This window comes from Nocardia sp. XZ_19_369 (genome assembly GCF_015355715.1).
Classification (GTDB): Bacteria; Actinomycetota; Actinomycetes; order Mycobacteriales; family Mycobacteriaceae; genus Nocardia.
Window position 1 is genome coordinate 289,950 of sequence record NZ_JACVED010000001.1, and the last position, 22,637, is coordinate 312,586.

The 22,637-nt window shown below is 67.6% G+C and carries 27 protein-coding genes; 11 read left to right on the forward strand and 16 right to left on the reverse strand.

Annotated features, from left to right (window positions below; translation table 11 throughout):
- Positions 1-10: 10 nt before the first annotated feature.
- Together IBX18_RS01280 and IBX18_RS01285 are read left to right on the forward strand one after the other, a co-directional pair.
- The gene (locus IBX18_RS01280; protein WP_194831962.1) at positions 11-997 is read left to right on the forward strand and encodes an ATP-binding cassette domain-containing protein; all 987 of its coding nucleotides are present in this window, start codon (positions 11-13) and stop codon (positions 995-997) included.
- A complete protein-coding gene (locus tag IBX18_RS01285; RefSeq protein ID WP_194831963.1) occupies positions 994-1,830 on the forward strand; it encodes an ABC transporter permease in 837 nt (278 codons plus the stop codon). Before IBX18_RS01280 ends, IBX18_RS01285 begins: the two co-directional genes overlap by 4 nt.
- 79 nt (positions 1,831-1,909) lie before the next feature.
- Here IBX18_RS01285 and IBX18_RS01290 read toward each other — a convergent pair whose 3' ends face one another.
- Entirely contained in the window at positions 1,910-5,293 is a 3,384-nt protein-coding gene (locus IBX18_RS01290) for a BTAD domain-containing putative transcriptional regulator (RefSeq protein WP_194831964.1), read from the reverse strand.
- A gap of 87 nt (positions 5,294-5,380) precedes the next feature.
- Here IBX18_RS01290 and IBX18_RS01295 point away from each other — a divergent pair, with 87 nt between their 5' ends.
- Positions 5,381-5,848 (forward strand): SRPBCC family protein, encoded by a 468-nt coding sequence (locus IBX18_RS01295; RefSeq protein ID WP_194831965.1) that lies wholly within the window; start codon positions 5,381-5,383, stop codon positions 5,846-5,848.
- A 90-nt stretch (positions 5,849-5,938) separates the two neighbouring features.
- A complete protein-coding gene (locus tag IBX18_RS01300) occupies positions 5,939-6,808 on the forward strand; it encodes a 1,4-dihydroxy-2-naphthoate polyprenyltransferase (RefSeq protein WP_194831966.1) in 870 nt (289 codons plus the stop codon).
- Here the strand turns inward: IBX18_RS01300 and IBX18_RS01305 are convergent, their stop codons facing one another.
- The 5 genes from IBX18_RS01305 to IBX18_RS01325 form a co-directional block, all read right to left on the reverse strand.
- Positions 6,809-7,192, reverse strand: a complete 384-nt coding sequence (locus IBX18_RS01305) for a phage holin family protein (RefSeq protein WP_147138736.1) — start codon at positions 7,190-7,192, stop codon at positions 6,809-6,811.
- Positions 7,193-7,285: 93 nt separating this feature from the next.
- The gene (locus IBX18_RS01310) at positions 7,286-7,867 is read right to left on the reverse strand and encodes a Clp protease N-terminal domain-containing protein (protein WP_194831967.1); all 582 of its coding nucleotides are present in this window, start codon (positions 7,865-7,867) and stop codon (positions 7,286-7,288) included.
- Positions 7,867-8,088: a helix-turn-helix domain-containing protein gene (locus IBX18_RS01315; RefSeq protein WP_135233616.1), complete on the reverse strand. Its 222-nt coding sequence runs from the start codon at positions 8,086-8,088 to the stop codon at positions 7,867-7,869. Before IBX18_RS01315 ends, IBX18_RS01310 begins: the two co-directional genes overlap by 1 nt.
- Positions 8,089-8,270: 182 nt before the next feature.
- Positions 8,271-9,356 carry a PLP-dependent cysteine synthase family protein gene (locus IBX18_RS01320; protein WP_194831968.1) on the reverse strand — a complete coding sequence of 362 codons (1,086 nt, stop codon included), beginning with the start codon at positions 9,354-9,356 and terminating at the stop codon, positions 8,271-8,273.
- Entirely contained in the window at positions 9,353-9,706 is a 354-nt protein-coding gene (locus tag IBX18_RS01325) for a DUF4229 domain-containing protein (protein WP_107659534.1), read from the reverse strand. The genes IBX18_RS01320 and IBX18_RS01325 overlap by 4 nt, the downstream gene beginning before the upstream one ends.
- A 184-nt stretch (positions 9,707-9,890) precedes the next feature.
- Here IBX18_RS01325 and IBX18_RS01330 point away from each other — a divergent pair, with 184 nt between their 5' ends.
- Together IBX18_RS01330 and IBX18_RS01335 are read left to right on the forward strand one after the other, a co-directional pair.
- Positions 9,891-10,100, forward strand: a complete 210-nt coding sequence (locus IBX18_RS01330; RefSeq protein WP_040739417.1) for a BldC family transcriptional regulator — start codon at positions 9,891-9,893, stop codon at positions 10,098-10,100.
- 118 nt (positions 10,101-10,218) lie between these two features.
- The gene (locus IBX18_RS01335) at positions 10,219-10,428 is read left to right on the forward strand and encodes a hypothetical protein (protein ID WP_194831969.1); all 210 of its coding nucleotides are present in this window, start codon (positions 10,219-10,221) and stop codon (positions 10,426-10,428) included.
- 28 nt (positions 10,429-10,456) lie between these two features.
- On the opposite strand, the gene IBX18_RS01340 is transcribed toward IBX18_RS01335, so the two are convergent.
- Positions 10,457-10,669: a hypothetical protein gene (locus IBX18_RS01340; protein ID WP_194831970.1), complete on the reverse strand. Its 213-nt coding sequence runs from the start codon at positions 10,667-10,669 to the stop codon at positions 10,457-10,459.
- A 425-nt stretch (positions 10,670-11,094) separates the two neighbouring features.
- Between IBX18_RS01340 and IBX18_RS01345 the strand changes: the two genes are divergently transcribed.
- Genes IBX18_RS01345 through IBX18_RS01360 form a run of 4 tightly spaced genes read left to right on the forward strand, consistent with a single transcriptional unit; the run spans position 11,095 to position 13,106 of the window.
- Positions 11,095-11,487, forward strand: a complete 393-nt coding sequence (locus tag IBX18_RS01345; protein WP_194832683.1) for a hypothetical protein — start codon at positions 11,095-11,097, stop codon at positions 11,485-11,487.
- A complete protein-coding gene (locus IBX18_RS01350) occupies positions 11,477-12,259 on the forward strand; it encodes a hypothetical protein (RefSeq protein ID WP_194831971.1) in 783 nt (260 codons plus the stop codon). The genes IBX18_RS01345 and IBX18_RS01350 overlap by 11 nt, the downstream gene beginning before the upstream one ends.
- Positions 12,256-12,723 carry a roadblock/LC7 domain-containing protein gene (locus tag IBX18_RS01355; protein WP_234391280.1) on the forward strand — a complete coding sequence of 156 codons (468 nt, stop codon included), beginning with the start codon at positions 12,256-12,258 and terminating at the stop codon, positions 12,721-12,723. The genes IBX18_RS01350 and IBX18_RS01355 overlap by 4 nt, the downstream gene beginning before the upstream one ends.
- Positions 12,724-12,734: 11 nt before the next feature.
- Positions 12,735-13,106: a hypothetical protein gene (locus IBX18_RS01360; RefSeq protein WP_135233620.1), complete on the forward strand. Its 372-nt coding sequence runs from the start codon at positions 12,735-12,737 to the stop codon at positions 13,104-13,106.
- Between the two features lie 276 nt (positions 13,107-13,382).
- Here the strand turns inward: IBX18_RS01360 and IBX18_RS01365 are convergent, their stop codons facing one another.
- The gene (locus IBX18_RS01365) at positions 13,383-13,898 is read right to left on the reverse strand and encodes a hypothetical protein (RefSeq protein WP_194831972.1); all 516 of its coding nucleotides are present in this window, start codon (positions 13,896-13,898) and stop codon (positions 13,383-13,385) included.
- Positions 13,899-14,593: 695 nt separating this feature from the next.
- Here IBX18_RS01365 and IBX18_RS01370 point away from each other — a divergent pair.
- Positions 14,594-14,752, forward strand: a complete 159-nt coding sequence (locus IBX18_RS01370) for a hypothetical protein (protein WP_228540247.1) — start codon at positions 14,594-14,596, stop codon at positions 14,750-14,752.
- A gap of 41 nt (positions 14,753-14,793) precedes the next feature.
- On the opposite strand, the gene IBX18_RS01375 is transcribed toward IBX18_RS01370, so the two are convergent.
- The 8 genes from IBX18_RS01375 to hemL all read right to left on the reverse strand — a co-directional run bounded on the left by IBX18_RS01375 (position 14,794) and on the right by hemL (position 22,525).
- Positions 14,794-15,117, reverse strand: coding sequence for a PadR family transcriptional regulator (locus IBX18_RS01375; RefSeq protein WP_228540248.1), 324 nt, complete (start codon positions 15,115-15,117; stop codon positions 14,794-14,796).
- A 423-nt stretch (positions 15,118-15,540) separates the two neighbouring features.
- Positions 15,541-16,509 carry a c-type cytochrome biogenesis protein CcsB gene (gene ccsB, locus IBX18_RS01380; RefSeq protein ID WP_194831975.1) on the reverse strand — a complete coding sequence of 323 codons (969 nt, stop codon included), beginning with the start codon at positions 16,507-16,509 and terminating at the stop codon, positions 15,541-15,543.
- 2 nt (positions 16,510-16,511) lie between these two features.
- Positions 16,512-18,170, reverse strand: a complete 1,659-nt coding sequence (locus IBX18_RS01385; protein ID WP_194831976.1) for a cytochrome c biogenesis protein ResB — start codon at positions 18,168-18,170, stop codon at positions 16,512-16,514.
- Positions 18,167-19,009 carry a cytochrome c biogenesis CcdA family protein gene (locus tag IBX18_RS01390; RefSeq protein ID WP_194831977.1) on the reverse strand — a complete coding sequence of 281 codons (843 nt, stop codon included), beginning with the start codon at positions 19,007-19,009 and terminating at the stop codon, positions 18,167-18,169. Before IBX18_RS01390 ends, IBX18_RS01385 begins: the two co-directional genes overlap by 4 nt.
- 48 nt (positions 19,010-19,057) lie before the next feature.
- On the reverse strand, positions 19,058-19,225 hold the full coding sequence (locus tag IBX18_RS01395; RefSeq protein WP_194831978.1) for a hypothetical protein: 168 nt from the start codon (positions 19,223-19,225) through the stop codon (positions 19,058-19,060).
- Between the two features lie 77 nt (positions 19,226-19,302).
- Entirely contained in the window at positions 19,303-19,944 is a 642-nt protein-coding gene (locus IBX18_RS01400) for a TlpA disulfide reductase family protein (RefSeq protein ID WP_194831979.1), read from the reverse strand.
- On the reverse strand, positions 19,941-20,591 hold the full coding sequence (locus tag IBX18_RS01405; RefSeq protein WP_107660986.1) for a histidine phosphatase family protein: 651 nt from the start codon (positions 20,589-20,591) through the stop codon (positions 19,941-19,943). The genes IBX18_RS01400 and IBX18_RS01405 overlap by 4 nt, the downstream gene beginning before the upstream one ends.
- Before the next feature lie 596 nt (positions 20,592-21,187).
- Positions 21,188-22,525, reverse strand: coding sequence for a glutamate-1-semialdehyde 2,1-aminomutase (gene hemL, locus IBX18_RS01410; protein ID WP_194831980.1), 1,338 nt, complete (start codon positions 22,523-22,525; stop codon positions 21,188-21,190).
- Positions 22,526-22,637: the final 112 nt, after the last annotated feature.

The window sequence follows — 22,637 nt, forward strand, 5'->3', positions numbered from 1 at the left end:
AGTCATCCTCATGACTTCTTTCACACCCACTTCAGCACTCGCCGTCGAGGCGGACGAGCTGGTCAAGGTGTTCGGGGACCAGCGCGCCGTCGACGGGGTGAGCCTGGCGGTGCCGCAGGGTTCGGTGTACGGCGTGCTCGGGCCGAACGGCGCGGGCAAGACCACGACCATCAAGATGCTGGCCACGTTGCTTCGCCTCGACGGCGGCAGCGCCCGCATCTTCGGCCACGATGTGGTCGCCGAACCGACGGCCGTGCGCTCCCTCGTCGGCGTCACCGGGCAGTACGCCTCGGTCGACGAGGACCTGTCGGCCGCCGAGAACCTGATCCTGTTCTCCCGCCTGCTCGGCCTCAGCCGGACCGATGCTCGCCGCAAGACCGTCGAGCTGCTCGAGGAGTTCGACCTGGTGGCAGCGGCGGCCAAGCCGCTGAAGAACTTCTCCGGCGGCATGCGGCGCAGGCTCGATCTCGCCGCCAGCCTGATCGCGACGCCGCCGCTGCTATTCCTCGACGAGCCGACCACCGGACTCGACCCGCGCACCCGCGCCCAGATGTGGGAGACCATCCGCAGGCTGGTCCGCGGCGGCACCACGGTGCTGCTGACCACCCAATACCTCGACGAGGCCGACCAATTGGCCGACCGCATCGCGGTGATCGACCACGGCCGGGTCATCGCCGACGGCACCGCCGACGAACTCAAGGCCTCGGTCGGCGGTTCGTCGCTGCACCTGACCCTGGTCGACCGCGGTCAGCTCGAGACGGCCCGCCGCATCGTCAGCGAATTCCTCGGCGTGGACGCCGTGGTCACCCCCGAGGCCGGTCGGCTCACCGCACCGCTGCGCGACGCCGGGGTGACCGCCGATCTGCTGATTCGCCTGCGCGAGCGGGAGATCGGCGTCGACGAGATCACCGTCAGCAAGCCGAGCCTCGACGAGGTCTTCCTCACCATCACCGGCCACCCGGCCGCCGACAACGATTCCGAACGGAGCGCGGCATGACCACCATCACCGCACCGACCACGACGCGCCGCGCGGCGCCGGTCAACATTCCAGCGGTCAGCAACCATCTCCCGCTGCGCCGCACCGTCGAAACCTCGTTCACGATGGCCTACCGCGGCCTGTTGAAGATCAAGCACAACCCGGAACAGCTGTTCGACGTGACGGTGCAGCCGATCCTGTTCACCGCGTTGTTCGCCTACATCTTCGGCGGCGCGATCGGCGGCAGCGTGCACGACTATCTGCCGACCCTCATCCCGGGCATCCTGGTGCAGACGGTGATCCTGACCTCGGTGGTCACCGGCACCCAGTTGCGCGAGGACATGGACAAGGGCGTCTTCGATCGCTTCAAATCCCTGCCGATCGCCCGCATTTCGGCGTTGGCCGGTGCGCTCATCGCCGACATGGTGCGCTACACCATCGCGACGGTGCTCACCATTGTGGTCGGCCTGTGCCTCGGCTACCGGCCCGGCGGCGGTTTCGCCGGTGTCCTCGCCGCCGCACTGGTGATCATCGCGTGCTCGTTCGCGGTCAGCTGGATCTGGGCGCTGGTGGGGGTCACCGGCAAGAGTGCCTCCAGCGTGCAAGGCATTTCGATGATCATCATGTTCCCGCTGACGTTCATGTCCGGCGCGCTGGCACCGGTGCAGACGATGCCAGGGTGGCTGCAAGGCCTGAACCACGTGAACCCGGTGTATTACATGGTGAATGCGTGCCAGGACCTGATGAACGGCAACGTCTACGGCGCCAATCTGGCCTACTCGCTGATCGGCTCGGTGGTGGTGATCGCCATTTTCGCCCCGCTCGCCGTGAAGGCGTACATGCGCCGGGCGTGAGAGCCGAAAGCTGAAGGGGCACTACGCCGGGCGACAACGGTCGCCCGGCGTTGTGCCGTCGATACATCGAACAGGCGGATCAGCGCGTGTTCTGAAACTCCCGCAGTATCTGCAGGATTCGTTCCGCCGAGCCTTGTCTGCGCAGCCCGACCGCCTCGGCCCGCGCTTGCGCGAACCGATCCGCGCCGAGCAGCCGGTCGGCCAGCTCGGCGTGCGTCGACCAGCGCATGGACGGATAGTCCTGGCGGCAGGACACATTCGGCGCCAACGCCACCAGTTCCAGCCCACGGACCGGATCCCGGCCGCTGACGATCGCAAACGAGCCGACGGCGCAGGCTATGCCGCCGATCTGCGGCAGATCGGTGTACTGCAGCATCATTACCGGTGTCCGCTCGATCAGTTGCTCGACCAACTCTCGCGCCGTATCGGCCGCGCCGTACAGCACCCGGGCGTCCACAGCGGAAGCGGCGAGCATGAGCAGGCCCTGCCCCGGACCGCCGTCGATGTCCGGCCAGCCGGACAGCTTCAATGCCCGGTCGTAGCGGTGCAGACCCTCCGCGATCTCGCCCTTGGCGAGCGCTACCTCGGCGGCACTGTGCAGGACGACAGCGAGCAGATGATTCTTCGCCGGAACGGTGTTCTCGGCTTCGGATGAGCTGAAGGCAAGGTCGAGCTCGTGCTCGGCCGCCGCCGGCTCGCCCGCCCCCAACAGCGCCGCGACCAGCATGCTGCGGGTCTCGACGGTGTCCTCGTAGGCACCGAGCCGTTGCAGCATGTCGAGCGAACGGTGGTAGTGCACAACCGCTTCCGCGTACTCGGCGATCTGGCCGTATACCTGGCCGAGGTGCCGGCTCACCATGGCCGCGTTCCACACGTTCTCCGGCCCGAAGATGTCCTGCGCGCGGACCGCGTCCACCGTCGAGCCGCGCACGTCGCCGAGGTTCTCTTTGATGTTCGCGCGCAGCAGCAATGCGCTGCCCCGGGTTTCGGCATCCCGGGATCGAACGGCCCGCGCGATCAACCGGGCCAGGCCGCGGCCGTCGGGCCTGCACAGCACGAGGCCGCTGACGAAGCGGACGCTGGGGCTGAGATCGGTGCGGCCGCGCTGCATTCGGCGCACCCGGGTGCGCATCCGGGCCAGCTCGCGCACCGCCCCACTGGCGTGCACGAAGTGCAGGAACATCGTCTGATAACTCATCAGCACCAGATCGGCGGAGGGTGCGCTCGGGCTGCTCTCGTCCGGCTCGAGCGGGGCGATCCGCCTGGCCCAGGCGATCACCTCCATGTGCGAACCGCGCAGCATCCACAAACCTGCGACGACCGGAAAGACGGTGTAGGCGGTGTCGGCGTCCCGATTGTCGATCGCGGTGCGCAGCGTCGCGAGCAGATTGTCCAGCTCGGTGGCCACCGACAGCGCGAGCCGCACCTGGTCACCGGTGGCATAGCCGCCCACCACGTCCACGGCGAAAGCCCTGGCCCACGCCATCATTCGAGCGTTGACCAGATCGGCTTCGCCCGGCTGGGCGGCCAGCTGTTCCTCTCCGTATTCGCGAACCGTCTCCAGCATGCGGTAGCGGGTGCCGAGTGCGTCCTCGTCCAGCACGGTGAGCAGCGACTGGTTCACCAAACCGTCCACCGCCGCGGCGACATCGTCGATCTCGGGGCCGCCCGCGACCACCTCGGCGGCGGACAACGTGAAACCGGCTGGGAATCGGCACAATCGGCGCAGGGCAGCCTGTTGCGCGGTGTCCAGCAGATTCCAGCTCCAGTCGATGACGGCGTGCAGGGTGCGATGGCGCTCCGGTGAACTGCGATCGCCGTGGCGCAGCAACGAAAACCGGTCGGCCAGACCGAGATTGATCTCCTCGACACTCATCGCACGCACCCGCGCGGCGGCAAGTTCGATGGCCAACGGCAGCCCGTCGAGGGTGTGGCACAGCTGCGCGACCACGTCGGGGTCGAGCCGCACGCCAGGGCGGATCGACCTGGCCCGCGCCGCGAACAACTCCGTCGCGGGCGACCCGGCCGGGTCGATGGTCAATGACGGTAGCGGGTAGACGGTTTCGGCGGTGATCATCAACGGCGCCCGGCTGGTGGTCAGCACCGTGAGCCGATCGGCGGCACCGATCAGGTCGGCGACCACCATCGCGACGCCATCGATCACATGCTCGCAGTTGTCCAGGATCAACAGCATCGGGCGCGCGGACACGGCTTCGTGCAGGCGCTTACGGGCATCGATGCGGCTGATCAAGTTGGTGGTGCCGTACGTCAGGTCGCTCAGGCCGAGCACGGCGCTGATCGCGGCCTCGATCTCGACCGGGGCGTCTGCGGCGTCGGCCCGGAGCGAGGCCAGTTCCACCAGCACCACGCGGCGGGCGCCCGCGGCGCGGGCACCGACCTCGTTGGCGATGCGCGTCTTTCCCGACCCGCCGGGTCCGAGCACGGTCGTCACCCTGGACGTGCGCAGCAGGGTGTCGAGCGCGGCCAGATCGTCCTCGCGACCGAGCAGTGCGTTGGGCGCCGCCCGCAGACCGATCGCCGCGGGCACACCGAACTCGGTGCTCGCGTCGAGTGGTGCGGGACTGTCGTCGCCGGAAAGTGTTGCAGGGCTGGGTGTCTGCGGACGGCTCTCGCTACCGGAGCGGACGGCAGAACCGTTGGGGCGCAATGGTTCACCGCGCAGGATCGCCGTGTTCAGCTCGACGAGCGCAGGGCCGGGGTCCGCACCGAGGTGCTCGACCAAGCGAATTCTGAAGGCGGCGAACGATTCCAGGGCCTCGTTGGGCCGGCCCGCCGTGGCGAGCAGTCGCATCACCGCCAGCTGAGCCGACTCGTCCACCGGGTTGACCTCGGCCCGGAGCCGGGCGATCCGCAACGCACCGTCGAGGTCGCCGATCGACTCGCGGGCCGCCAGTTCGAGCGCATCCAGTTCGGCCAGCCTGCTCGTCGCCGCGGCGTCCAGTGCGTCGGCGACCTCGCCCGGCGGCAGGTCGGCGCCGGGTTCGCCACGCCACAGCGCACGTGCCTGCGCGACCAGCTCGAGGCAGCTTGCATCATCGCCCGCGGTCCGGCAGGCCCGGGCCTGCTGCCCGAGTTCGGCGACGCGCGTCAGGTCCACCTGATTCGCGGGCAAGGTCAATCGGTATCCGGCGGGCCCGATTTCCAGCGCACCGTCCGGCAGCGCGGAACGCAGCCGGGAGACCTGGGTGTGCAGTGCGTTCATCGGCGCGCGCGGCGGCTGCTCGCCCCACACGTCGTCGATCAGGGACTGGGCGCTGCGGCTACGGCCGGGCCGCAACGCCAAAGCGGCGAGCAGCAAGCGCGAACGCGCACCTGGTAGCGCGGTGAGCGCGCCGTCTCGGCGCAGCGCGATCTCGCCCAGCAGGGCGACCACCACCGGTTCACCTGCGGGCGTCCGCCACAGTTGACCGCGACCGTCCGGGCCGCTCTGATCCGACAACATCCCGCGGCCATCGTATGCGAGCGGCGCCGACCGAGCCGACATGGTTTTTCACCCCATTTCCAGTGGTCGGTCGCCTACGCTGTCGGCATGGCTGAGTTCGAAGTGGTCCGGCAGGCCGTGATCTCGGCCGAGCCGTCGCGGATTCACGGGCTGATCGATAACCTGCACGAGTGGACCAAGTGGTCGCCGTGGGAGGACATCGATCCGCAGCTGCAGCGCACCTATTCCGGGCCGGAGGCCGGCGTCGGCGCCAAATACGCCTGGATCGGTGACCGCAAGGTCGGCAGCGGAAACATGGAGATCATCGCGAGCGCCGAGCGCGAGGTCGGTATCCGGCTGATCTTCGAGAAGCCGTGGAAGGCCACCAACCAGGTCGTGTTCGAGCTGAACCCGACCGAGTCCGGCGCCACCGAGGTGGTCTGGCGGATGACCGGCGAGCAGCGGGGTTTGATGCGCGTGCTGTCGAAGGTGATCCCGACCGACCGGATCGTCGGCAAGGACTTCGAGAAGGGGCTCGCCCGGTTGAAAGCGGTCGCCGAGGCCAACGGGCGCTGAGCGGCCGATAGCGGCAGTCGGCCGGGTCCGGACCCGGCCGAGCGCGGGCTCTGAGCGGCCAGGGTCCGGTCGCGACATTATGCTGCGGGAATGGCTACTGCAGCGCAATGGATCGAGGGCGCGCGTCCACGCACCCTGCCGAACGCAATCGCCCCCGTGCTGGCTGGCACCGGTGCCGCCGCCTCGCTCGACGGCGCGGTGTGGTGGAAAGCCGTTCTGGCGCTTCTGGTTTCGCTGGCCTTGATCATCGGCGTCAACTACGCCAACGACTACTCCGACGGCATTCGCGGCACCGACGACGTCCGGGTCGGCCCGGTACGCCTGGTCGGCCAGCGGCTCGCCTCGCCCGCCGCGGTGCGCAACGCGGCAATGTTGAGCCTGGGCATCGCGGCGGTGGTCGGCCTCGTGCTGGCGGCGACGACGGCGTGGTGGTTGTTGCTCGTCGGCGTGGCCTGCCTGGCGGGCGCCTGGTTCTACACCGGCGGCAGCAAGCCCTACGGCTACAGCGGATTCGGTGAGATCGCGGTGTTCGTGTTCTTCGGCTTGATCGGCGTGCTCGGCACCGAGTTCGTGCAGGCGGAGCAGATCGACTGGGCCGGTGCGGTGCTCGCGGTCTCGGTCGGTGCGTTCTCCAGCGCGGTGCTCGTCGCGAACAACCTGCGCGACATCCCGACCGACTCGCAATCCGGAAAGGTCACCCTCGCGGTCAAGCTCGGTGACCCGCGCACCAGGACGCTGCAGCTCGCCCTGCTGATCGTCCCGTTCCTCGGCACCCTGCTGCTGGTGGCGCGCACCCCGTTCGCACTGGTCGGGCTGCTCGCCATCCCGCTCGCGGTGCGCGCCAATGCCCCGGTCCGGTCCGGCAAGGGCGGCCTCGAACTCATTCCGGCGCTGCGCGATTCCGGCCTGGCGATGCTCGCCTGGTCGGCGCTCACCGCCCTGGCCATCAGCTTCGGGTAACTAGTCGCCGTCCGGGACCAAGATGCCCAGGACCCAGTTGACGATCGAGACGATCAGCCCGCCGATGATCGCCGCCCAGAGGCCGTCGACGCGCAGGCCATAGTCGGTGGTCTCGGTGATCTTCGCGGTCAGCCACAGCATGAGCGCGTTGATCACCAGCAGGAACAGACCGAGCGTGACGATCACCAGCGGCAGCGACAGCAGCTTGATGATCGGTTTGACCAGCGCGTTCACCACCGTGAACACCACGGCGACGGCGAGCAGGACGAGAATCTTGCCGCCGTTGCCGTTCTCCGCCGGACTGATGATGTCGATCTTGTCGACCCAGGCGGCGGCCAGCCAGATGGCTACCGCGTTGATGACCAACCGAATCAGAAGCTGCATGCGCTCATGCTAAGGCGAGTGCCCGGCCTGCGCTCGGCCCGACGCGGCCGACGCCGGACTTCAGCGCGTCCTGCGGTGCACCCGCCCGCCGCGTCAGGCCGCGCGATCGAGCAGCGCGAGCACCTTCGGCCGCAACTCGTGGATCCGGTCGGAGCCGCCGAGCAGGCCGATGGTCGTCTGATTGGGGGCACGCAGGATCGCGAGCAGCAGATGGCCGGATTCAATGGTCTTGTCCTTGCGCGCCAATGCTTCCCGCAGCGACAGTTCGATCACCTTTTTCGCGTCCCGGGTGAACGGGATATGCCCGACGTCGCCGCCGCGACCCCAGCCGAACCGGCCGCGCTTCTCCTGCGGTGCCGCGCGATCGAGGGCGTCCTCGCCGAAGTTCTCGGCCAGTGTCTCGCGCACGGCGTCGAGATCGATGCCGATCGAACGCAACGCCTCCGCGTCCTCCGCGCCGAGCGGTTCGCCCTTTCCGCGCTTGGCCAGTGCGCTCGTCACGCTGTCGTGGGTGATGCCCGCGTCGGCCAGTAGCGCCTTCAGATCGTCCTCGCCCTGCGACAGCAGGCCGAGCAGCACGTGCTCGATCTCGATGGAGGAGGAGCGCAGTTCGCGCGCGTCCTCCTGGGCCGACACAACGGCCATCTTCGCCGACTTGGTGAACCGTTCGAACATCAGCGGTTCCTACCTTTCCGATTGTGTTTCTGGTGGGCTGCCTGCTTGCTGACCTCGAGCGCCTCCGCGATTGCCTGCCAGGACCAGCCCTGTTCGCGGGCGTTGGCCACCTGGATCGCCTCGAGGCGTTCGAGCAGCCGCCGCAGGGCGAGCACCGCCCGCAGCCCGACTTCGGGGTCGGGGCTGCCCGCGGCGGCCGCCAGAGTGGTTGCTTCTGTCATGTCGTCAATTTTGATTGACGACCGGAGCGTTTGTCAACAAAAATTGACGCGCTGCGCGTTCGCGTTCAGCGAAGGAGCGGGCGGACAGCACGAAGGCCACCTTCGATCGGGTGCTGTTCCCGAGTGAAGGTGGCCTTCAATGCATCGTTAAGTAGCGTTCGGCCCGACCCGATGAGAAGCGCTCAGCCCGCCCATTCGCCGGTGGCCGCGAACTTGTCCAGGATCGCGGTCGGTTCGGCGAGGCTCAGGCCCTGGGACTCGACCCACGCGTCATCGAAATACGTTCCGGCATAGCGGTCGCCGCCGTCGCACAGCAGGGTGACCACGCTGCCGCCGCGTCCCGCGGCCAGCATCTCGGCGATGATGCCGAACACGCCCCACAGGTTGGTGCCGGTGGAACCGCCGACCCGGCGCCCGAGCACCCGGCTCGCGTACCGCGCCGCCGCGATGGAGCCCGCGTCGGGCACCTCGATCATCCGATCGACCACCTCGCCGACGAACGACGGCTCCACCCGTGGGCGGCCGATTCCCTCGATGCGCGAAGACATTCCGGTCTCGTAGCCCGCGTCGCCGGTCTCGTAGCCGCCGTAGAACGCGGAGTTCTCCGGATCGACGACGGCCAATTTCGTTGCGTGCCTGCGGTATCGGATGTAGCGGCCGATGGTGGCACTGGTGCCGCCGGTGCCCGCGCCCACCACCACCCACTCCGGCACCGGATGGGACTCCAACGCCATCTGCTGGAAAATGGATTCGGCGATGTTGTTGTTGCCGCGCCAGTCGGTGGCGCGCTCGGCGTGGGTGAACTGGTCCATGAAATGGCCGCCGCACTCGGCGGCGAGGCGGGCCGCCTCGGTGTACATGTCGGGTGGGCGCTGCACGAAATGGCAACGGCCGCCCTGTGCTTCGATCAGCGCGATCTTCTGCGGCGAGGTGCTCGCGGGCATCACCGCGACGAAATCCAGTCCGAGCAGCTTCGCGAAATACGCCTCGCTGACCGCGGTGGAGCCCGAGGTCGCCTCGACCACCGTGGTGCCCTCGCCGACCCAGCCGTTGCAGATCGCGTACAGGAACAGGGATCTGGCGAGCCGATGCTTGAGACTGCCGGTGATATGGGTGGATTCGTCCTTCAGATACAACTGGACATTCCACGCGGCGGGCAGTGGATAGCGGAGCAGGTGGGTGTCGGCGCTGCGCTGGGCGTCGGCATCGATGAGCCGCACCGCGTTGTCCACCCAGTCGCGCGGGGTGCTGCGATCGCAGGACTTCACGATGTCCCCTGATTGTCCTCGGGCGCCTCGCCGCGCAGCCGGGCGCGCAACTGGGCCTTGTCGTGCCTGCGGCGTTCGTCCACCACCGCGATGTCCTCGTTGACCCGGGTGCGTAGCCGCTTGAACAGCGTCAGCGACAGCGGCATGGCGATGATCAGCGCAAACAGGGCCGCGACCACCAGCGGGATGTCCACCGACACCAGCCGGGCCACCAGCATGATCAGCACGGTGATCAGCACGACCAGGCCCAGCCTGGCCACCGTGTACAGACCGAGATCGCGGGCGAGCCGACGGCCCGCGCCAGCGGTTTGCTGTCCTGGAGCACCATCAGGTGGAGTTGCGTCACTCACGTCGATCAGCCTATGCGAAGCTGTTGCCCGCGCTCGGGCCACACCTGTTGCCGAGGTCGTAGAGCGTATCCGATTTGTCTATTACTTCCCCTTTACCAACAGTAGGTGGTTCGAGTACCTAGGGGTTTCAGTGCAACGATGTCGCCATCTGATGAGGGAACTGTCGAGAACGGAGAGGTTTGCTATGAGTGCGATCACCGTCGGCGGCCAGGACACCCTGCTGACACCAGGGCAGGTTGCTGCCATGTTCCACGTCGATCCAAAGACGGTCACCCGCTGGGCCCATGCCGGGCGTCTCGGATCGTTGCGCACACCGGGCGGACATCGCCGGTTCCGCGAATCAGAGGTAATGCAGCTGCTCAAGTCGCTCACCACCGAGGCGACCGCACGCTGACTGCGGGCCGCGCGGGCCCATCGTGCCGGGGCCCGCGCCCACCCGTGACACTGATTTCACGGCTGCGGTGTGCGCGGGTTGCGCACGGGACTACCCTCGTAACCAGGAGGTGAGCGACGTGACGTACCTGTTGGCACTCATCGCGGTCGTGGCAGTCGCGGTGTTGTGCTGGAAAGCGTTCGGCCCCGAGAAGACTGCCGGACCGACCGCCGGCCCTACGCGTCCACCGCAGCGCAAGCGTGCCGTCGGCCCGGACGACGACCCGGAGTTCCTCTGGCGGCTATCCCGCCAGCATCGCGACGGAGAACCCGGCAGCACCGAGCGCTGAGCGTTCGCCCCGGATCCCCTTTCGCGCACTACATCTCACCGTCGGCGTAGTTGCGCGCGTGCAACCCTTCGCTCGCGCGTAGTCGGTTAGCGAGCATCGCCAGATAGTGCTGTGCCTCCACGGAGAGCCCGGTCGCCGTCCGCGCCAGCTTGCGCAACGCACCGTTGTTCAACTGCTCGACCACACTTCCGTCCGCGTCGACAACCGCAGCCGGGAGATAGGTGAAGTAATCGGAATCCAAGAGCCCGTCTCCTCGAAACTGTGTGCGCAGGATCAGCGCATCGCATGTAGACAGGACACGGCGTTTCGCCGAACGGCACGCCGAGTTGGACGTGATGTGCACCACTAGGTGCGGGCGGCCGTCTTCCGAGTGACCGGCTGCCCTGCCCGGAGTCATGCCGGCGCCCCGCGAGGACTCGCGAGCCGAAGCCCGCTCGCGTCATCGACTATCGGCCGGCGAAAGACGAAATAGCAGAAACCACAAGGTATTCAATACTGCGCAGTATTCAGTACTGAAAGAAAATTGATACTGCGAGGTATTGAATACCAACAGGTACTTTCTACGATATTTTGAAGCAATATTTTGCGGCATTTACCGTATGTTCTACATCGACACTGTGTAGCGTCTGGATTTCTTGAACCCCTGATATGACAAGTGGTGGCGCGGTGCTCGGTGTTGACGGCTGTCTGGAACGCATCATGGACATTCCCGGCGCGCGCAGCGTGACCCTGGTGGACGCCGCCAGCGGTCTGGCGATCGCCACCGCGGGACTGCACCAGGGCGTCGACCAGCACGAAGCCGCAGCTACCAGCACCGACGTCGTGCGCGCCGTACTCGACTGTCCCGCACTGACGAACGGCCATCACGACGAAAACCTCACCGAGATCATCGTCTGCGGCACCCACGTATATCACCTGCTGAATCTGGTGCACGGCGACTTCGACGGCCGGCTTTTCGTCCATGTCCGCTTGGACGACGACACCGGCAACTTGGCGATGGCGCGGTTCCGGCTGCACGGAATTCTCGCCGAATTCGCCGAGGCCGGTCATGAGCGGTGAGCTCGCCGACGAACTGCGCCGACTGGAAAACGAAAAACGTACCGGTGTGCTGTTCGTCGGCGACGGCGCCTTTCATCTCGCCGAAGGCGCTGTCACCGCCGCCGATTGCCTGCGGACGAGCGGGCTGGCCCGGCTGGTATCGGAAACGGGCGTAGCGACCGCCGAGGACTGGCGTGCCGCCGAGGGCGGACATCCGGAGCGGGTGCTGGCCCAGCCGCGACTGGAAACCCTGGCGCTGCTTTCGGTTTTCGATGCCGCCTACTTCCTGCTCGACACCCCCGCGGTCCCCGAATTCCGGCCCGCCCCACCGCATTGGCTCGCCGCGCTCTGCCGTATCGCACCGCAGGTGCTGGTCCAGGAATGTGTGCGCCGCGGCGACCCGGCCGGCACGCCGTGGCCCGCGCGGCTGGTCGACCGGGCGCCGGTCGTGCCGGTCCGCCGCGGCAGCCGACGCGTCGTCCTCACCGCGGGCCAGGCCGAAGTGCTCGCCGCCGCGGACGCCCGCCGCAGTGTCACCGGGATCGGCGAATACCTCGGCCGCACCACCTATGGCTGCCTGGTGGCGGTGCGGGAACTGACCGGGGCCGGGCTGATCGAGCCGCCGGTCCCGGTGCTGCCCGCCGAGGCCATGGTCAACCCGCTGCGCGCCGACGCCGTACCGCCCCGGCGCCGGCGGGCCCGACCGAGCGCGTCCGTTGCTGCTCAGGACGGCTGGGAGCCGGTCGATCCTGGCCTGCTCGTTCGCCTGCGGGCGGCTTTGGAGGATGCGTGACCGCGCGGAAAAGACTGCTCGGCGAACTGATGGGAAGGTTGACCAAGGTGTCGATGTCCGGACCTGAACCGAACGCGGCGGTGCTGGCGGAACTGAAAGCGCTACGCGAACGCGTCCCGCGGCTGACCGGCACGCTGGTGGCCTCCAGCGACGGGTTGCTCGTCGCGCACGATCTACCCGCGCACATCGAACCCGGCGGGATGGCCGCGCTGGCCGCCGCGCAGCTGTCGCTGTCCTACCGGCTGGCGACGACCGCACACGGGGGCGGGTTCAACGAGGTCGTGGTGCACGGCGCCGAAGGGCACGTGGTCGTCTACGCGGCGGGCTGGACCTCGCTGACCGTGCTGGCCGGCCCCGAAGTGAACGTCGGCAGGCTCCATCTGGAATCCCGTCCGGTGGCCCGGGCCATCGCCGATCACATGGCGGCGGCCAACGGAAAAGACCAGGCAACGAAAACCGAATGAAAGGAACAGACATGTCCAACCTGGATCTGTCACTGAAGGACATGATGGTGATCGACGGTGCGATCGGCGCCGCCGTCGTCGACTACAACAGCGGCATGGCGCTAGGCACCCTCGGCAGTTCCAAGGCACTGGACCTCCAGGTCGCCGCAGCGGGTAACACCGAGGTCGTGCGCGCCAAAATGCGCACCATCGAGCAGCTCGGCCTCAACGAGGGCATCGAAGACATCCTCATCACCCTGTCCGCCCAGTACCACCTCATCCGCCCGATGACCGGCCGCAAATCCAAGGGCCTGTTCCTCTACCTCGCCCTCGACCGCAACCGCGCGAACCTCGCGCTGGCCCGCCACCGCATCAAGAGCATCGAGGAAGAGCTCGAGGTGTAGTCCACCCGGCATGCCACCGCCTGGATGGCATCCGAACGAGCCGCAAGCCCCGCCCTCCTCATGCGAGAGCGGGGCTTGCGCCGTTCATCCAATGCTCAGTTGAGTCCAGCGTAGGAGTGCAGGCCGCTGATCACCATGTTGATGATGAAGAGCGTTCCCGGTGTTTGCGGTCGGCGGCTGCCGATGACGGGGTCATCTACCAGCAGTTTCAGGCGTTGGACATAGTGAGAGCATTGGCACTCCTCGGCTACGCTGCGTACTCGCTGCGTACCTATGTCACGCCCAGTACCCCATACACACGCCGACAGTGTTCACTACTACTCCGACGATCGCACATCGAAGGTCGAGTGCACTCACACTGTCGAGCTTCACGCCGAACGCCTTCAGCTGGGTAGATGCTTCGGTCTGCGCTTGGTCCGCAACTTCTTTCGCGTATCCCCTAACGCTGTTGAACTCACGATCGTGTCCCGCCAACCGCTGACGCAGCTGGCTCGACTCCGCTTGAGAGGACCGACAGAATTCGGCGATGACGTCGAGTTGGTCTTGCACCGGCGCAGACCTATCAAGGTTGAACAACGCGTAGGCGTCCACGGAGAGCGCACCCGCGGACGCCGCGGCGGCCGTGGCATGGACGGTCGCGGATTGCGGCCGACGCATGACAAGTCGCCAGATCCGGCGTGCCCGGACGGCCCGATAGCCAAGAGCCCCACGCGCTCTCATATATGCGTACGTGAGCCCCAGCGCCGTAATCACGCCGCCGATCGCTTCGACAGTCCGCGCAATATTCTCCATCGGCTCAAGACACTACTGCCGCACTGGCTGCCTAGGCCCAAATCACATCAGCTAAGCGGGGCATTGGATTGATGCCTAGAAATCAATCGCGAATCGATTCCTCTGTTAGCTCGGACTGACACCTGGGCAGTCGCCAACGTTGGCAACGTTGGCCCGACTCTCTGACCTACGGGATTGGCGGTACAGATGTGGGTACAGGACGGTCAGGATCAAGGCTGCTGCGCGTTCTCTGCGTACCGCACCTATACCGAGCAGGGCGGGCCCTCAGCGAGCCTGAGCTCGGATAGTTCATGAAAACCGTCGCAACGGTGACAACGCAGCCGCGACAAGGGCAGCCGTCGATACGTTGTCAGATCCTCCCAGGCATGACGGAACGACGGTCGGCGAAATACCACGCCACCTACGTAGACAACGACGAAGACTAAGACGAGGAACCCGACCAAGGTAGCCAAGGGCGTCGCCCAGCCTGCGGTGGTTAGCCATCCAATCTGGGTCGATATGCACGAAGGACCGTAGGCCGCAGTGACACGCCCCCATCTCCGTACGAGCAGCCACTGAAAGGCGATCGCGAAACGACGAGGCTTCAAACTCGCGGCCCTTGCCGTCGTGCGAGCCGACCACGCCACTCCACACGCATACCGAAGACCTTGAATCAGCCTAGTGAGGGGACGGGCTTCTTCACGTTCAAGGATGTAGTGCAGCTCAGGCAGCCACGCCTCGTCGTACAGGGGCTCGCGGAGTTCGGCCGGCAGCCGCCAGCGTGCGATCCGAAGAATGGCAAAGCCGACCTGATCAAGCCGACCTTCAACCTCCTTGGCAAGCAAGCTGATCATGACCTTTCCGGCGACCAGTAAGACGAGACCAACAGCAGCAATAAACGCAACCGAAGCGGAGCTCATGCCGTACCGCCCCATGCCAGTCGCGGATTCAGCGTCCAATCAGGGAGCTGGAAACGGGCACTCAGCGCCGCGAGCTCGCGCGTCGCCTCTGCACGACCTTTGGTGGTGAGTTGGTAGTACTTCCTAGCCGGTCGCCCCTCCTGCGCGGGATCCAGTTCCTCCCGTTGCCCCTCGATCCATCCGGCCGTCTCCAACCTGGCAAGAATCGGGTACAGAGAGCCGCTCGCAAGGCCGCAGCTCTGCATCAAATCGAACCCGTAGCGCCGCTCGTTGGGGTCACCTAGGAACTCACGTAGGACGGTGGCGACTGAGGTCGTCATCCTGAAACTTGGGGCCATGTCGGTATTCTACATAGGGTCGATCGTCGCTTACAGGCTGCCGTTGATGCCTAGTTTCCCCGCTTACGCGGTGATCCGGCAGATTGAGACCCAAGGATCAATCCGTGACGCGTCCCCGTTAGTTGGCCTGGCCTGCTCATACCTTCCTGTTGGCTCCTAGGCATCAAACGCGGCCCTGCCTGCTGACCACGGCCGACCGCCACACGCGCTACACGACCTCTGACTCGTGTGCGGCATGGGAGCGCCGTCACGACGCTGAAGTACTACCCCACCTGTGGCCGGACGCGGACGAGACCACCAGGACTGCGGTCGGCGACGCGATCAACGAGCGCACCACTGCGTACCGACCCCGAAACTCCAGTACGGATGTACCAGATAAACCGGAGTTTCCCCAGTTAGACGACGTCAGTTGAGTCCCGCGTAGGAGTGCAACCCGCTGATCACCATGTTGATGATGAAGAGGTTGAAAAGCATTGCTACGAAACCGGCTACGTTGATCCAGGCGGCTTTGGTGTCGCGCCAACCGGAGGTGGCGCGGGCATGCAGGTAGGCGGCGTAGAGGACCCAGGCGATGAAGGAGCAGGTTTCTTTGGGGTCCCAGCCCCAGAAGCGGCCCCAGGCGGCTTCGGCCCAGATGGCGCCGAGGATTACGCCTGCGCCGAAGAGGGGGAAGCCGATGATGGTGGCTTTGTAGGCGAGGCGGTCGAGGGTGCGGGCGTCGGGCAGGCGGCGGGCGATGGTGCCGAGGACGCTGTTCGACTCCTGGCCTTCGGGCTGGCGGATGCGGTAGAGGAACAGGAGGCTGGCGACGCCGGCGAAGAGGAAGACGCCGCTGCCGATGCTGACGATGGTGACGTGGATGGGCAGCCAGAAGGACTTCAGGGCGGGCACCACGGGGGCGGCGTCGGCGTAGAGGATGGTGCCTGCGAGGAACAGCAGGATCAGCACCGGGACGAGCAGGAAGACCCACATGGCGCGGTAGCGCTGTTCGCGCAGGAACAGCGCGCCCATCAGGACCGCGGCGGCGGTGGCCATGGTGACGAACTCGTACATGTTGCCGAGCGGGAATCGGTGCGTCGCGAAACCACGCAGCACGATCGAGCCGATGTGCAGGACGACGGCGACGACCAGAACCGAGAACGCCATGTTGCCGAGCCGCTCGGACAACGACTTCGCCGGCGGCTCGACGACCCGGCCAGGCAGCGCCGGATCGACGCTGGGCCCGCCGACGCTCACGAGTTCGCGCTCCGCGACCTGACGGCTGCGCGCGGTGGCGTACTGCCAGATCAGCAGCACGAGCACCAGCGCGTAGACCACGATCGCGGTCTTGAACGAGAAATCGCTGTAGCGCGCGATGGTCTCGTTGATCGGCATCTCTACTCTCCCGTGGTCTTCGCGTCGGCCGAGTCGGGCCGCGCATCCAGCAGGCGCGCGCGTAGCCGGTCGAACTCACTGCCCCAGCCCGCCTGATCGGTCCGGGCCAGCCCGCCCATTTCTACTACGGTGCGTCGTTTGCCCAAGGTACCGGCTTCCCCTTCGGCGGGGTAGACCCGGACCCAGATCCGGCGCCGCTTCACCAGCAGCGAGACCAGCAGGCCGAGCATCATGGCCACCGCGCTCACCAGCACCCACTGCTGCGCCGGATCGTGCGACACCTGCAGGTTCACGAATTCCTGGGCGCCGTCGAAGGTCACCTTGGTGCCGTTGGGCAGGCTGGTCGACTCGCCGGGGCGCAGGTTCACCCTGGCCTCCTTGGCCAGTCGCCCCTGCTTGACCTGCTCGGGATCGAGTGCGAACAGCGACTGCGGCTTGCCGGTGTCCAGGCCGGTGTCGCCGCGATAGATGTCGACGGCGACGGCCGGATCGTTCATCGCGGGGTACGACGAGGTCATCAGGCTGCCGTGGAACAGCGCGGTCGGCGCGAACAGGCCCTCGATGGCGATCTGGTTCTTGCGCCGCTGCTCGTCGGTGGCGTACATGCCGCCGGGCGGGTCGATCCGCAGCACGCCGCTGGACAGGAAGGTCATCGCGTCGTCGGGGCGCCACTGGATGGTCTCGGTGCGGGTCTGCCCGTTCGGGAAGGTGACGGTGAAGGTCGGGGCGAAACCGTGACCCTGCAGGTAGATACGGTCGCCCGCGACCCGCAGCGGATGGTTCACCTGGATCCGCGTCGCGCGCCAGGTGTCGCTGCGCAGGTCGTCGCCGGACTGGTATTCGATGTTCGAGGTGAACATCTCGGCCTGCCCGTTGTTCAGGTAGTCGGCCTTGAAGTCCTTGACCCGCACGCAGATCGGCGCCATCCCGGTGCCGTCGTTGACATTGCCCGCCTTGAACGAGTCGAAGACGGCGGGTGAGGTGGTGCAGAAGCCGGGCCCGTTGTTCGCGATGACGATGACGCTGCCCTCGTAGCCGAACAGCTTGCCGACCGCGATCGCGACCAGCAGGCAGACCAGCGCGAGGTGGAAGACGAGGTTGCCGAGCTCGCGGGTGTACCCCTTCTCCGCGGCAAGGGTGATCTCACCGTCCCTGGTGCCCGGCCGGACCTCGGTGCGCCAGCCGCGCAACTCTTTACGGACCTGCGTGACGACCTCGTCGGGCGTCTGCTCGGCGCTGCTCGAGTAGTGGTGCGGCAGCCGGGTCAGGTTGCGCGGCGCGCGCACCGGCGGGGTGCGCAGCGCGCGGTAGTGGTCGACACAGCGCGGCAGGATGCAGCCGACCAGCGAAATGAACAGCAGCACATAGATGGCGGTGAACCAGAAGCTGCCGAACACGTCGAACAGCTCGAACCGGTCCATCCACGGGCCGAGCGTCGGCCGGTCGGCGATGTACTGGGCGACCTTCTGTTCGTTGAGGTTTCGCTGCGGCAGCAGGGCGCCGGGAATGGCGCCCAGCGCGAGCAGGAACAGCAGCACCAGCGCGGTGCGCATGCTGGTGAGCCCGCGCCAGGCGTTGCGGGCGAAGGCCACCGCCCGGCCCAGCCGGGATTGCCTCGGCACCGCGGCGGGTTCGGTCACCGAATTTTCCGTCACGGTCATATCGGCAGTGTCACCTCGGAGACGAACGCGTCACGCACCCAGCCGACGAACTGGTCCCACACCCCGGTGACCAACGCGGCGCCGACCAGGACGAGCAGAATGCCGCCGGCGACCTGGATGGTGCGCGAGTTGCGGCGCAGCCAGCCGACGCCGCGCAGCGCGCTGGCCGACCCGAACGCCAGGATCACGAACGGCAGGCCGAGACCGAGGCAGTAGGCGACGATGAGCGCGACGCCGCGCACCGCGGTGGTGCCTTCGGTGCCCGCGGCCACCGCCATCACGCCGGACAGGGTGGGCCCGAGGCACGGCGTCCAGCCGAGCGCGAAGACGCCGCCGAGCAGCGGCGCGCCCGCGATGCTGGTGAACCTGCGCGGCTCCATCCTGGTGTCGCGCTGCAGCGCGGGGATCAGGCCGATGAACACCAGGCCCATCAGGATGGTGACCACGCCGCCGATGCGTTGCAGCAGTTCACGATTCACGTTCATGGTCTGGATGACGCCGAAAACCGTTGCGGTGGCGAGCACGAACACGACGGTGAACCCGGCGACGAACAGGCCCGCGGCACCGGCCACCCGCATCCGGCCGGCCCGCAGGTCGGCCTTGGCCGACGCGACCGCCACCGAACCCGGTTGCGCCCCTTCGGCTTGCGCGACGGTGGCGGGCGGCGCCTCGGCGCCGACGAGTCCGGCGAGATAGGACAGATAGCCCGGCACCAACGGCACCACGCACGGCGAAGCGAAGGAGACCAGACCTGCCAGCAGACAGGCGCCCAGCGCCAGCAGCAACGGTCCGGTCGCGGCCGTCTGCTGGAACGAATCCCCCACGGCGGCGAGCGGCATTACTCGGTCACCGGTGTCATGGCCGGGCCACCGATGTCACGCGGGGACTCACCCGGCCTCACCCTCCGGCGCCTGCTCGGCCGGTTCGGTGTCGCCGCGCAGCACGACGCGCTGCTCGGTGGGCTCGCTCGACTCGAACAGCACGCCGAAGTCCAGCAGCGAGTCCGCCGCGACGCTGCGCGGCACGGTGGCGATGCCCTTCCATCGGTCGTCCACGGCCCAGGCACCGCCGATTCGGCGGGCGCCCTGCCGAGGGCGACAGGCACGCAGGGTACGGGTACGACGATCGCGATTCACTGTGCTTCCTCCGAGGCGATTTTTTGAACAATCGGTTGCAGATCGTCGGCCAGCAATGAGCGCAGGAACACCGCGGCGACGCGATGCTGACGATCCAAGATCAGGGTGGTGGGAATGACGCTGGTCGGGAAATTGCCACCGAGGGCCAGCAGGGTGCGCATGGACGGGTCGTAGATGGACGGGTAGCCGACCTTGTTGTCGACGACGAAGTCCTGGGCCTTGTCCTGTTGCGGGTCACGGACATTGATGCCGATGAAGGCGACACCGCTGTCTTTCGTTGCGGCGTAGACCTTTTCGAGCGCGGGCGCCTCCGCGCGACAGGGTCCGCACCACTGGCCCCACAGATTGAGTACCACGACTTTGCCCGGATAATCCTGCACCGAGGTGGTTTTACCCTCGGTCATCAGATCGGGCCCGGCCAGCTTGCCGATGGTGCCGCGCGAACTCGGCGGGTCGTAGAAGATCTCGGTCCTGCCGCCGGGCGAGACGAATTCGAAGGTGCCGCCGGAGGCCACCGCGTCCTTACCGCTCGAGCAGCCGGCCAGCGTCACCACCAGGGCGACGCAGGCCAGCAGGGCCGGAACGACCCGCCGGGCCGATCCGGCAGGCGGTTCAGTGGAGGCGGTGCACCCGATCATGCGCCGTGTACCGAGGGATCCGAACCACCGGCGGGCTCGGAGTAAACGATGTCGACGAGGGTGTCGCCCTGGTAGACCAGCGAGGTCAGCGACGCGAGCGAGCACTGGCGCTGGCGCGGGTCGTGCCAGAGCCGCTGGCCCTGCAGGAACCGGCGCAGCGTCCAGACCGGCAGCTGATGCGACACCAGCACCGCCTCACGCCCGGCAGCCTCGACCCGTGCCTTGTTGACGGCGGCCAGCATCCGGTGCGCGATCTGCAGGTACGGCTCGCCCCAGGACGGGGTGAACGGATCGCGCAGCTTCCACCAGTGCCGCGGCTTGCGCAGCGCACCGTCGCCGACGGAGACCCGCAGCCCCTCGAAGGTGTTGCCCGCCTCGATCAGGTTCTCGTCGGTGCGCACGAGCAGATGATGTTGTGCGGCAATCGGTTCCGCGGTTTCCTGGGCTCGCTGCAGCGGCGAGGCGATCACCACGGCGATATCGTGCTCGGCCAGCGCCCGCGCGACGGCTCCGGCCTGCGACCGGCCCGCCACCGACAGGCTGAACCCGGGCAGCCTGCCGTAGAGGATCCCGTTCGGGTTGTGCACCTCGCCGTGGCGCAGCACGTGCACGATCGTCTCCACCGGCGCGGTGCCGCCATCGTGCAGCCGCGTTTCCCGCGGCGGCGCCTTCGACTCGGAAGGCGTTGTGGCGCTGTCGTTTTCCTCGACCGCCGGAATCCGATCGGCCGAACCCGATGCGGCGGCGGCGAATTGCGCGCCCGTGTCGATGACGGTCGACTCGGCAGCGGAGTCGGCGGCCGGGCCAGCAGCCTGCCCGGCAATCGACCCGTCCGACGGCTCACCGTCCGACTCGACAACACCTGAATCGGCGACCGGCGCGGCACCCAACCCGGCGACAGACCCGGCAACGGTCTTCTCGGCACCGGACTCAGCGGCGCTCGCGTCAGGGGCGGCGGAATCAGCGGCGTCGACGGAGGCGGCATCAGCGTCAGCGGCGTCGGCGACCGGCGCGGCACCCGTCCCGGCGACGCCCGACCCGACGGCACCCGAAGCGGGACCTGCCTCCGCGACCGGCGCGGCACCCAGGCCGGCAACAGAACCGGCTGCGTCCGAATCGGCGGCGACGGCATCGATGCCCGCCTCGACCGCGGCTGCGTCGGCAGTGCCCGCGGCGTCGGCGGAATCAGTGGCGGACTTTGCTAGCTCGCGCTTGTCGGCATCGGGCTGATCGTGATCGGAGCTCACGCGCGGGATCCTTCGGGAGTGGCGGCCGCGGCCGCGTGTGCGGCGGCGGGCAGGGCGGCGGCGATACGGTCGAACGCGTCCTCGTCGAGCGCCGCGGACACGAACCACGCCTCGAACGCGCTCGGCGGCGCGTACACGCCACCGTCGAGCAGTGCGTGGAAGAACGCGGGGTAGCGCCAGGTCTGGCTCGCCTTGGCGGCGGCGTAGTCGGTGACCGGGCGTTCGGCGAAGAACACGCTCACCATATTGCCCGCGAACTGCACCTGATGCTCGACGCCTGCGGCGCTGAGCGATTCGCCGAACAGCGCGCCGAGCCGTTGCGCGTTCCGATCCAGTGCGGCGTACACCGCGGCGTCGGCCGCACGCAGCGTGGCCAGGCCCGCGGCGACGGCGACCGGGTTACCGGAGAGGGTGCCCGCCTGATAGACCGGGCCGAGCGGGGCGAGGTGGTTCATGATCTCGGTGCGGCCACCGAACGCGGCGGCGGGCAGGCCACCGCTCATCACCTTGCCGAAGGTGTAGAGGTCACCGGCCACGCCCTCGCGGCCGAACCAGCCCGCCGGACTGACCCGGAAGCCGGTCATCACCTCGTCCATGATGAGCAGCGCGCCGTGCTCGGCGGTCAGCTTGCGCAGTCCCGCGTTGAAGCCGGGCAGCGGCGCCACCGCGCCCATGTTGCCCGCGGCGGCCTCGGTGATCACACACGCGATGGCGTCGGGGTGCGCGGCGAACGCGGCGGCGACGGCGTCGAGATCGTTGTAGGGCAGCACGATGGTGTCGGCCGCCTGCGCGCCGGTGACGCCGGGCGAGGTGGGCAGCCCGAGGGTTGCTACGCCGGAGCCCGCGTCCGCGAGCAGCGCGTCCACGTGGCCGTGGTAGCAACCGGAAAACTTGATGATCTTGGCGCGGCCGGTGTAGCCGCGCGCCAGCCGCACCGCGCTCATCGTGGCCTCGGTGCCCGAGTTCACCAAGCGCACCCGGTCCACCGGGGCGACCCGCTCGATGATGGCCTCGGCCAGTTCGATCTCCGCCTCGGTCGGCGCGCCGAACGACAGGCCACCGACCGCGGCTCGCTGCACCGCATCGACCACCGCGGGATGCGCGTGCCCGAGAATCATCGGGCCCCACGAGCACACCAGGTCGACGTACTCGTGGCCGTCCGCGTCGACGAGGGTGTAACCGTGCGCGGACGCGATGAATCGCGGTGTGCCACCAACGGAGTTGAAGGCACGCACCGGCGAGTTGACACCGCCGGGAATCACCGAACATGCCCGGTCGAAGAGCTGGGCGGAAACCGGCACCGATGCGCTGGTCACGCGCGGAGAAGAACTCACGACCTCCAGTGTCTCAGCCCGTTCGGATCGGGTCGACGACAGGGTGTAGTGGGGGTGACGCAGACCGCAACACGCCGGGGCACTGTTTACGCCGTATTCGATCGCCCTGAGA

Excerpts from the sequence above, each read along its gene's own strand:
- IBX18_RS01300 (WP_194831966.1), top strand. The coding sequence starts at position 5,939 with ATGGCTACTGCAGCGCAATGGATCGAGGGCGCGCGTCCACGCACCCTG.
- IBX18_RS01295 (WP_194831965.1), top strand. The coding sequence starts at position 5,381 with ATGGCTGAGTTCGAAGTGGTCCGGCAGGCCGTGATCTCGGCCGAGCCG.
- IBX18_RS01400 (WP_194831979.1), bottom strand. The coding sequence starts at position 19,944 with ATGATCGGGTGCACCGCCTCCACTGAACCGCCTGCCGGATCGGCCCGG.
- IBX18_RS01350 (WP_194831971.1), top strand. The coding sequence starts at position 11,477 with ATGAGCGGTGAGCTCGCCGACGAACTGCGCCGACTGGAAAACGAAAAA.
- IBX18_RS01315 (WP_135233616.1), bottom strand. The coding sequence starts at position 8,088 with ATGACAGAAGCAACCACTCTGGCGGCCGCCGCGGGCAGCCCCGACCCC.
- IBX18_RS01330 (WP_040739417.1), top strand. The coding sequence starts at position 9,891 with ATGAGTGCGATCACCGTCGGCGGCCAGGACACCCTGCTGACACCAGGG.
- ccsB (WP_194831975.1), bottom strand. The coding sequence starts at position 16,509 with ATGCCGATCAACGAGACCATCGCGCGCTACAGCGATTTCTCGTTCAAG.
- IBX18_RS01365 (WP_194831972.1), bottom strand. The coding sequence starts at position 13,898 with ATGGAGAATATTGCGCGGACTGTCGAAGCGATCGGCGGCGTGATTACG.
- IBX18_RS01360 (WP_135233620.1), top strand. The coding sequence starts at position 12,735 with ATGTCCAACCTGGATCTGTCACTGAAGGACATGATGGTGATCGACGGT.
- IBX18_RS01290 (WP_194831964.1), bottom strand. The coding sequence starts at position 5,293 with ATGTTGTCGGATCAGAGCGGCCCGGACGGTCGCGGTCAACTGTGGCGG.
- IBX18_RS01310 (WP_194831967.1), bottom strand. The coding sequence starts at position 7,867 with ATGTTCGAACGGTTCACCAAGTCGGCGAAGATGGCCGTTGTGTCGGCC.
- IBX18_RS01390 (WP_194831977.1), bottom strand. The coding sequence starts at position 19,009 with ATGCCGCTCGCCGCCGTGGGGGATTCGTTCCAGCAGACGGCCGCGACC.
- IBX18_RS01375 (WP_228540248.1), bottom strand. The coding sequence starts at position 15,117 with ATGACGACCTCAGTCGCCACCGTCCTACGTGAGTTCCTAGGTGACCCC.
- IBX18_RS01385 (WP_194831976.1), bottom strand. The coding sequence starts at position 18,170 with ATGACCGTGACGGAAAATTCGGTGACCGAACCCGCCGCGGTGCCGAGG.
- IBX18_RS01305 (WP_147138736.1), bottom strand. The coding sequence starts at position 7,192 with ATGCAGCTTCTGATTCGGTTGGTCATCAACGCGGTAGCCATCTGGCTG.
- IBX18_RS01280 (WP_194831962.1), top strand. The coding sequence starts at position 11 with ATGACTTCTTTCACACCCACTTCAGCACTCGCCGTCGAGGCGGACGAG.
- IBX18_RS01285 (WP_194831963.1), top strand. The coding sequence starts at position 994 with ATGACCACCATCACCGCACCGACCACGACGCGCCGCGCGGCGCCGGTC.